Consider the following 10,261-nt stretch of genomic DNA (forward strand, 5'->3'; position numbering starts at 1 on the left):
GCCGCCGCCTCCGGACGGGTGTCCAGCGACGCGGCGGCGGTGCCCTGGGTGCTCTCCGCTCGGTCCCCGGAGGCCTTGCGGGAACAGGCGCTGCGCCTGCGCGACCGCGTCGCCGCGGACACCGGCCCCACCGCGGCGGCCGTGGGACACGCGCTAGTGGCGACCCGCTCGCTGTTCGAGCACCGCCAGGTGCTGATCGGCGCGAACCGCGACGAGCTGCACGCCGGCCTGACGGCCGTCGCCGCGGGGGACCGGCACCCCCGGGGCGTGGTCTCCGGCGTCGCCCGGCCGCTGGGCGGAACGGTCTTCGTCTTCCCCGGCCAGGGATGCCAGTGGCCGGGCATGGGACGCGAACTGTGGGAGACCAGCCCGGTCTTCGCCGAGCAGCTGCGGGCCTGCGCCCAGGCGCTCGAACCGTGGATCTCCTGGTCGCTCGTCGACACCGTGTGCGGTGGCCCCGAGGCGGCTGACCTGGACCGGATCGACGTCGTACAGCCCGTGCTGTTCGCGATGATGGTGTCCCTGGCGCGGGTCTGGCGCGCGCTGGGCGTCGAGCCGGACGCCGTGATCGGCCACTCCCAGGGCGAGATCGCCGCCGCCTGCGTGGCGGGCGCCCTGTCCCTGCCGGACGCGGCCAGGATCGTCGCCGTACGGTCCCGGCTCCTGGCCACCGCCACCGAGGACGGCGGCATGGCCGGGATCGTGGCGACCGAGGACCGTGTCCTGCGGCTGATGGAGCCGTGGGGACCCCGCATCGCGATCGCGGCGGTCAACGGGCCCTACTCGACGACCGTGTCCGGTGAGGCCGACGCGGTCGCGGAGCTGGTGGCGGCCTGCGAGGCCCAGGGAGTGCGCGCCCGCCCGATCCCGGCCGGCGTCCCCGGCCACTCGCCGCTGATGGACCGCTTCGAGCAGGCGGTCCTCGACGAGCTGGGTCCGATCCGGCCCGTGTCCTCATCGGTGGCGTTCCACTCGACCGTCACCGGTGGTCTCCTCGACGGCTCGGAACTCGACGCGGCCTACTGGTTCCGCAACATGCGGGAGCCGGTCCGCTTCGCCGCCGCCGTGAGAAGCCTGATCGCAGCGGACCACGGAGCTTTCATCGAGGTCAGCCCCCACCCGCTGCTCATGGTGAACATCCAGCAGATGCTCGACGACACCCCTGGAACTCCCCGGGTGGCGACCGGCTCGCTGCGCCGCGGCCAGGGCGGGCTCACAAGGCTGTACCGGTCGGCGGCCGAGGCCTTCGTGGCGGGCGTCCCCGTGTCCTGGCCCGCAGCCCTGCCCGAACCGGTCGGCGCCTGGGCCGAGTTGCCCACCTACCCGTTCCAGCGGCAGCGCTACTGGCTCGACACACCGCGTGAGACCACCACCGCCTCCCCGTCGGACCATCCACTCCTCGACACCGTGATCGACCTGCCGGACGACGCGGAGAGCGGCGGCGTGGTGGCCCGCGGGTTCCTGTCGCCCGAGCGCCACCCGTGGCTCGCCGGGCACCTGGTCCACGGCAGGGCCATGGTGCCGGGCGCGGTGCTGCTGGAGATGGCGGTGTGGGCCGCGCACCGGGCGGGCCGCGACGTCGTGGACGAACTCGCCCTGGAGGAACCACTGCTGTTGTCCGGCCCGGCCGGACGTGAGGTCAGCGTGGTCGTCGACGGCAACGGCGTGATCGGCGTGCACTCGCGCGGTGACGGCGAAGCCGGGTGGACCCGGAACGCCTCGGGCTTCGCCGGCTCCGACACCGCCGGGAGTCGGCGGGCGGACGGCCTCGCCGCCTGGCCCCCCGCGAACGTGGTCGGCGTGTCCCACGAGGCGGCGTACGCCCGGCTGGCCGCCCTCGGCTTCGCTCCGGGGCCCCTGTACCGGGGCCTGGAGGAGGCGTGGCAGGCCGACGGCGCACTCTTCGCCCGGGTGGCGCTGCCGGCGGTCGGCGGGGCCGAGCAGGCCGGCGGCTTCCGGGTCCATCCGGCGCTGCTCGACGCCGCGTTGCTGGCCACCGGCCTGGCGTCGGCCGCCGACGGCTCCGCACGGGGCCGGCTGCCGCACCGGTTTCGAGGCGTCCGCCTGACGTCCGCGCGCCCCGGCGCGCTGCGCGTCCGTCTCACCTCCACCGGGCCGGACACGGTGTCCGTGACCCTCGCGGACCGGACCGGGGCACCGGCCGGCGGGATCGAGTCGCTGACCCTGATGCCCGTGGACACCGGGAAGCCGGCGGAGTTCGGCACCGGCCCGCACGACGCCCTGTACCGGGTGGACTGGGTCCCAGCACCGTCCTCGCCGCGCGAGGCCGGCCGGTACGCCGTGCTGGGCGAGCCGGACGCGCTCACCGCGGCCCTGGCCGGGGACGGGCCGGTCCTGGCCGGTCCGGCCGAACTCGCCGCCTCCGGCGCCGACATACCGCCGGTCGTGTTCGCCGTGCCGAATGGTGCGGGCACCGAAGGCGACACCCCGCCCGCGGCCGCCCGACACCGACTCCACCAGGTGCTGCGGTGGACGCGCGAGTGGCTCCTGGACGACCGGTTCTCCGCGTCGCGCCTGGTGGTCGTCACCCGTGAGGCGATCCAGGACGGCCGGGGGACCCGCACCGACCCGGCCGCGACGGCGGTCTGGGGTTTCCTGCGCAGCGCGCAGACGGAACACCCCGGCCGGTTCACGCTCCTCGACACCGACACCGACACCGACACCGACACCGACACCGACGCCCGCGCCGGGTCCTGGGCCCGTATTCCGGCCGCGGCTGGTACGGGCGAGGAACAGCTCCGGATCAGGTCGGGCACCGTGACCGTTCCCCGGCTCACCCGCCCGGCCGCCGGACCCCGTTCCTCCGGCGCGGACCGGGGCCGTCCCGCCCTCGGGTCCGGGACGGTGCTGATCACCGGCGGCACCAGCGGCCTCGGAGCCGTGCTGGCCCGCCATCTCGTGGAGCGTCACGGGGTGCGCCGCCTGCTGCTCACGAGCAGACGGGGGGCGACGGCCCCGGCGGTGGACGGCCTGCGTGCCACGCTGACCGGGGCGGGCGCCCACGTCGAGGTGGCGGCCTGCGACGTCACGGACCGTGCGGCGGTGGCCGCGTTGATCGACGCGGTCCCGGACGAGTACCCGCTGACCGCGGTGATCCACTGCGCTGCCGTCCTGGACGACGGCGTCGTCGAGTCGTTGACGGGTGACCGCATCGACGCGGTGCTCGCTCCGAAGACGCACGGCGCCTGGTACCTGCACGAGGCCACCCGGCACCTGGACCTGTCCGCGTTCGTGCTGTTCTCGTCGATCGCGAGCCTGCTCGGGACCGCCGGACAGGCCGGCTATGCGGCGGCGAACGCCTTCCTCAACGGCCTCGCCGAGACCCGCCGGGCCCAGGCACTGCCCGCCACCGCCCTGTGCTGGGGCTACTGGGCCGAGCGCAGCGAACTGGGCGCCGGCCTCGGGGAGGCGGACCTCGTGCGCCTGCAGCGGCAGGGCGTGTCGCCGATGCCGTCGCATGAGGGCCTCGCGCTCTTCGACGCGGCGATCGCACGGGACGAGCCGGTGCTGGTGCCCGCCCGGCTGCACCTGCCCGGGCCCGGCGCTGCGCCCACCGGCCGCACGGTCTCGCCCCTCCTGCGCGATCTGCCCGCGCCGTCCGCCGGTGCGGACCGCCCGGACCGGTCGGAGACCCCCGGCCTCGAACTCGCGCAGGTGGTGCTGTCGAAGCCGGCGGCCGAGGCAGAGGCGGTGGTGCGCGACGTCGTGCGGGCGCAGACCGCACTCGTCCTCGGTCACGACGACGGTGAACGGATCGGGCCCACCGTCGCGTTCCGGGACCTCGGCCTCGACTCGCTCACCGCGCTGGAACTGCGCAACAAGCTGTCGGCGGTGACCGGCCTGAAGCTGCCCGCCACCCTCGCGTTCGACCACCCGAACCCGGATGCCCTCGCGCGGTTCCTGATCGACAGCCTCACGCCCGCCGCCGGTCCGCAGCGGACGCCGGCCGACCGTCTGGCCGAGGAGATCGAGCGGCTGGGCGCCCGGCTGGAGGAGGAGCTCCCCGCCCTCGCGGACGAGGAAAGGGCCACCCTGTCCGCCCTGGTGGGCCAAGTGCAGGGCCGAGTCCGCGCGATGGCGGGCGAGGGACCGGTGATCGGCATCACCGACCGGATCAGTACGGCCTCAGCCGGCGAGCTTCTCTCGCTGCTGGACCAAGAGCTCGGCTAGGGGAGAGCGATGAGTGACGACAACAACGCCGAGGTCCTCGACTACCTCAAGCGGACCTCGATCGAGCTGATCGAGACCCGCCGACGGCTGGAGAGGCTGACGGAGGCCGCCGCCGAGCCCATCGCCGTCGTCGGCGCCGCCTGCCGCTTCCCGGGCGGGGCGGCGTCCCCGGAGGAACTGTGGGACCTGGTGCGTTCGGGCCGCGACGCGGTGGCCGGCCTCCCCGAGGACCGCGGCTGGGACCTGGACGCCCTGTACGACCCCGATCCGGACCGGCCGAGCACCAGTTACGCGCGCTCCGGCGGCTACCTGTCCGACGCGGCGGACTTCGACGCGGAGTTCTTCGGCATCAACCCCCGCGAGGCGCTGGCCGCCGACCCGCAGCAGCGGCTGCTGCTGGAGACCTCCTGGGAGTCCCTGGAACGCTCCGGCATCGACCCGCGGACCCTTCGCGGCAGCGCCACCGGTGTCTTCGCGGGACTCGCCTACTTCGGCTACGGCGACCACCACACCACCCCCGAGGTCATCTCCGGCTACGGCCAGACCGGCTCCCTGCTGAGCGTGGCGTCCGGACGCGTCGCCTACGTCCTCGGCCTGGAGGGACCGGCGGTGTCGACCGACACCGCGTGCTCGTCGTCCCTGGTGGCGATCCACCAGGCGGTGCAGTCGCTGCGGCAGGGCGAGTGCGGGCTCGCCCTCGCCGGGGGAGTCACCGTCATGGCGACGACGCAGGTCCTGCGCGAGATGTCCCGGCTGCGGGGCCTGGCGCCCGACGGCCGGTGCAAGGCGTTCTCCGACACGGCGGACGGCGCCGGGTTCTCCGAGGGCGCCGGGGTCCTGGTCCTGGAGCGGCTGTCGGACGCGCGGCGCAACGGACGCCGCGTCTGGGCCCTGATCCGGGGCTCGGCGATCAACCAGGACGGCGCGTCCAACGGGCTGACCGCGCCGAACGGCCCGGCGCAGCAGCGGGTGATCCGAGCCGCGCTGGCCAACGCCCGGGTCCGGGCGAGCGACGTCGACGTGGTGGAAGCGCACGGCACGGGCACCAAGCTGGGCGACCCGATCGAGGCGCAGGCGCTGCTCGCCACCTACGGGCAGGACCGCGATCGCGACCGGCCGCTGTGGCTGGGGTCGCTGAAATCCAACATCGGCCACGCGCAGGCGGCCGCCGGCGTCGGCGGGGTCATCAAGATGATCATGGCGATGCGGCACCGGACGATGCCCAAGACCCTGCACGTGGACCGCCCCAGCACACACGTGGACTGGTCGGCCGGGGCGGTGGAACTGCTGACCGGGGCCATGCAGTGGCCCAGTGCCCCGGGCCGGCCCCGGCGGGCGGGAGTGTCCGCCTTCGGCGCCAGCGGCACCAACGCGCACCTGATCCTGGAGGAGGCCCCCGCCGAGGTGACGCCCGCCGCGGACGGACCCGCCGGCAGTGAACCGGCCGGGCAGGCACCCCCCGGGGACGCGTCCGGCACCGGCCGCCCGGCAGCGCACGCCACGACGGTGGTGCCGTGGATCGTCTCCGCCCGCTCAGCCGAGGCGCTGCGGGCGCAGGCGCACAAGCTCCACCGCTTCGCCGTCGCGGACCCGCGGGCCGACGTCGCTGCCGTCGGACGGTCGTTGGCGTCGACCCGCGCCCGGTTCGAGCACCGCGCGGTGGTGCTTGGTCATGAGCGGGACGACCTGCTGCGCGGTCTCGCGTCGCTGAGCGAGGGCACCGAATCCGCGGACGTGGTGCGCGGGATCGCCGGGGAGCCCGACGGCACCGTCTTCCTGTTCCCCGGGCAGGGCTCCCGCTGGGCCGGCGCGGCGGGACAGTTGTACGACGCCTTCCCGGTCTTCGCCCGGAGCCTCGACGAGGTGTGTGCCCGCTTCGACGCGCACCTGCCCTTCGCCCTCAAGCCCCTGCTGCTGTCCGGCCGGCCCACCGACGACCTCGCCGACCGCACCGACATCGCCCAGCCGGCGCTGTTCGCCCTCCAGGTCGCCCTGTACCGCCTGATCACGCGCTACTGCCCGCCGCCGAGCCTGCTGATCGGTCACTCGGTCGGCGAGATCGCCGCCGCCCACGTCGGCGGCGCCCTCGACCTGGACGGTGCCACCCGGCTCGTGGCCGCCCGCGGCAGAATCATGCAGACCGTCGAGGAGGCCGGCGCCATGCTGGCCGTACGCGCACCGCAGGACGAGGTACGGGCCCTGCTCGCCGCGTACGACCGGGTGGGCGTCGCCGCCGTCAACGGTCCCGCGTCGGTCGTCGTCTCGGGCGTCCGCGACCAGGTCCACGCGATGCGTGACCGGCTGGTCGCCGCCGGAACCTCCGCGAAATTGCTCGCCGTCGGTCACGCCTTCCACTCCCCGCTCATGGACCCCGTCCTGGACGCCTTCGCGGCGTCCCTCGGCGAACTCGGCGGCGGCGCCGCGCAGATCCCCGTCGTCTCGTCCCTGCTGGGCCGTGAGGCCACTGCCGGGGAGCTGACGTCCGTCGCGCACTGGGTGCGCCACGTGCGCGAACCCGTCCGCTTCCACGACGCGGTACGGCGCGCCCGCGAGTCCGGCGCGGACGTCTTCCTCGACGTGGGCCCCGGCTCGACCCTCGCGGGCATCACCAAGGAGGCCTTCGCCCACGAGGGCGCGGACGACGCCCTGGTCGTGCCCGTGTCGCGGCGGGACCGTGAGCCGGAGGAGGCGTTCGTCGCCGCGCTGGCCCGGCTGCTCGTGAGGGGCGTGGACGTGGACCTGAGCGCCCTGTTCCCGGCCGGCGGGACGGTGGACCTGCCGACGTACGCCTTCCAGCGGCAGCGCTACTGGCTGGACTTTCGGGCCGCCGCGGGCCGGTTGGACCTGTCGGCCGCCGGGCTCACCGCCGCTGATCACCCGCTGCTCGGAGCCGAGGTCGACCTCCCCGGCACCGGCGAGGTCGTCCTCACCGGCCGGTGGTCCCTGCGGACGCAGCCCTGGCTGGCCGACCACACCGTGTTCGGCGCGGTCGTCGTACCGGCGACGGCCCACCTGGACCTCGCCCTGTCGGCGGGCCGCCGCGTCGGTGCCCCCGCCGTCGAGGAACTCTCCCTCGAAGCGCCCCTGGTCCTCCCGGCCTCCGGGGAGGTACGGGTGCGGATCGTCGCCGGTGCCGCCGACGACACGGGACGCCGCTCCATGGAGGTCTTCTCGCACTCCGGCGAGGACGGTCCGGCACCCGGTGGCTGGACCCGGCACGTGACGGGCCGACTGGCACCCGGCGCAGCGCCGGCGTCCGGGGCCCCCGAGGACGCGACACCGCTCGCCGTGTGGCCCCCGGCCGATGCGCAGCCGATCGACATCACGGAGCTGTACGACTCCTTCGCGGACGCCGGCTTCGACTACGGCCCCGCGTTCCGCGGCCTGCGCGAGGTGTGGCGGCGGGGCGAGGACCTCTTCGCGGCCGCCACGTTGCCGAAGACGGACGGCACTTCGGCCGACGACGGCTTCGCCCTGCACCCCGCGCTGCTGGACTCCGTGCTGCATGCGGTGGTGGCCGGCGAGGTCATCGAGGTGGACGGCGCCCGGGGCTGGATGCCCTTCGCGTGGAGTGGGGTGGACACGGCCGGGGAATGCGGCCCGGCCGTGCGGGTCAGGATCTCCCCGGCCGGTGACGGTGCCGTGTCCGTGGTGGTCGCCGACGACCGGGGGCGGGCGGTCGCCCGCATCGGTGCGCTGACCTTCCGGCCGGCCGGCCGGGAGCAGGTGCGCGCGGTGCGCGGCGCGCACGGGTCCGCGCTGTTCGAAGTGGAGTGGAAGCCGGTCCCGCCCGGTGCGGGCACGGCTCCCAGCGGGACACGGATCGTCATCGGCGCGCGGGACGGCCTGGCGGCCCGGGCCGCCGGTGCGGCCGGCCCGTCCGTCGTGCGGTGCGCGTCCCTGAAGGACGCCCTGTCCGGACGGGCCCTCACGGGCGCGGACCCCGCGCAGATCGTCCTCTGCCTGGACGACGACGGTACGCACGGCCCCGCAGCCATCCCCGACCGCACCGACGCGGCCCGGAGCGCCGGTCCGCTCGGCGCGGTCCGCCACGCGGACGCACACGTCCTCGACGCGGTCCGGCGCTTCCTCGGCGACGAACGCTGCGCCGGGGCCACCCTGGTCCTCCTCACGCGCCTGGCCCAGGACACCGGCGGCGGACCGAGCGGCGTGAGCCTCCAAGGCGCCTCCGCTTGGGGCCTGCTGCGCTCCGCCCGGACCGAACACCCCGGCCGGTTCCGTCTGGTGGACATCGACGACGAGCGCAGTTCTTGGGAACGCCTCCCGGACGCGCTCGCCCACGACGCGGACCAACTTGCCCTGCGCGACGGGCAGTGCCTCGCTCCCCGCCTGACCCCGGCCTCACCCGCACACCGGCAGATCGAGCCGCCCCCGGCCGGACCCCACCGGCTCGGCATCCCGGACAAGGGGACGCTGGAGAACCTGACCTGGGTCCCCTGCCCCGAGGTCGAGGTGCCCCTCACCAGCGGGCAGGTACGGGTCGCCGTGCACACCGCGGGGCTCAACTTCCGCGATGTCACCATCGCCCTCGGCCTGGTGGAACGGACCGCCATCGACGCCGGACTCGGCAGCGAGGGGTCCGGAACCGTCCTGGAGGTGGCGGACGACGTGACGGGCCTGGCCCCGGGCGACCGGGTGACCGGCATCTTCACCGGCGCCTTCGGCCGCGCGGCCGTGGCCGACCACCGCCTGCTCGCGCCCGTCCCCGACGGGTGGAGCCACGCGGAGGCGGCGTCCGTGCCGGGCGCCTTCCTCACCGCCTACTACGCGCTCGTGCACCTCGCCGGGCTGGAGAAGGGGCAACGGATCCTCGTCCACGCCGCGGCCAGCGGTGTCGGCATGGCCGCCGTCCAGCTGGCGCGGCACATCGGCGCCGAGACGTACGCCACCGCGAGCCCCGCCAAGTGGCCCGCCCTACGGGCCATGGGACTGGACGACGACCACCTCGCCTCCTCACGGGACCTGGAGTTCGCGACCGCCTTCCGGCACGCCACCGGCGGCCGCGGCGTGGACGTCGTGCTGAACTCCCTGGCCCACGCCCACGTCGACGCCTCGCTGACCCTGCTCCCCGCCGGCGGCAGCTTCATCGAGATGGGCAAGACCGACATCCGCGACCCCGCCCGTGTCGCAGCCGACCACCCGGGCGTCGCCTACCAGGCCTTCGACCTCTACGAGGCGGGCCCGGACCGGATCCACGAGATGTTCCGGGCCGTCATGGACCTGTTCGCCGAGGAGCGGCTGCGCTTCAACCCGGTCTCCGTCCGGCATGTCCGCGACGCGCGCACCGCCTTCCGCGAGATGAGCCAGGGACGGCACATCGGCAAGCTCGTCCTCGAGCTGGCCGACGACTTCGGTGGCGGGACCGTCCTGGTCACCGGCGGGACCGGTGGCGTGGGATCGCTGGTGGCGCGCCACCTCGTCACCGCACGCGGGGTGCGCAGCCTGGTGCTGGCGAGCCGCCGCGGCATGGCCGCCGATGGAGCCGCCGCGCTGGTGTCGGACCTCGTGGACGCGGGCGCGACGGTGAAAGTCGTGGAGTGCGACATCGCGGACCGGGCCGCCGTGGCGGACCTGCTTGCCGGCCTGCCCCGACCCGCTCCGCTGACGGCGGTCGTGCACGCGGCGGGGGAGCTGGCCGACGGCACCGTCGCCGCGCTCACCCCGGACAGGCTCGACCAGGCGCTGCGCGCCAAGGCCGGCGGCGCGGTCCATCTCGACGAACTGACCCGCGGGCGTCCCCTGAGCGCGTTCGTGCTGTTCTCCGCCCTCGCAGGAACGCTCGGCGCAGCGGGTCAGGCCGCCTACGCCGCCGCCAACGGCTTCCTGGACGCCCTGGCCACGCGCCGCAGGGCGTCCGGCCTCCCCGGCACGTCGCTGTGCTGGGGCTGGTGGGAGCAGCGCAGCGGCATGACCGGGCACCTGGACAGCGCCGACCTGTCCCGGGTACGGCGGATGGGCGTCGCCGCCATGCCGACCCCCGACGCGCTGGACCTGTTCGACGCGGCGTGCGCGCTCGGCAAGCCGGTCCTCGTCCCGGCCCGGCTGGACC

General features: G+C 75.2%; 2 protein-coding genes. Both read left to right on the forward strand.

The features are described 5' to 3' along the window. On the forward strand, nt 1–4,191 hold a 4,191-nt coding region (locus EBH09_RS32250), incomplete at its 5' end, for a type I polyketide synthase (RefSeq protein WP_121750380.1). A gap of 9 nt (nt 4,192–4,200) precedes the next feature. Continuing rightward, the coding region (locus EBH09_RS32255) for a type I polyketide synthase (RefSeq protein WP_121750381.1) at nt 4,201–10,261 on the forward strand (6,061 nt) is incomplete at its 3' end.

Origin of the sequence: Streptomyces sp. E2N166 (genome assembly GCF_003671715.1) — a bacterium.
GTDB classification, from domain to species: domain Bacteria; phylum Actinomycetota; class Actinomycetes; order Streptomycetales; family Streptomycetaceae; genus Streptomyces; species Streptomyces thinghirensis.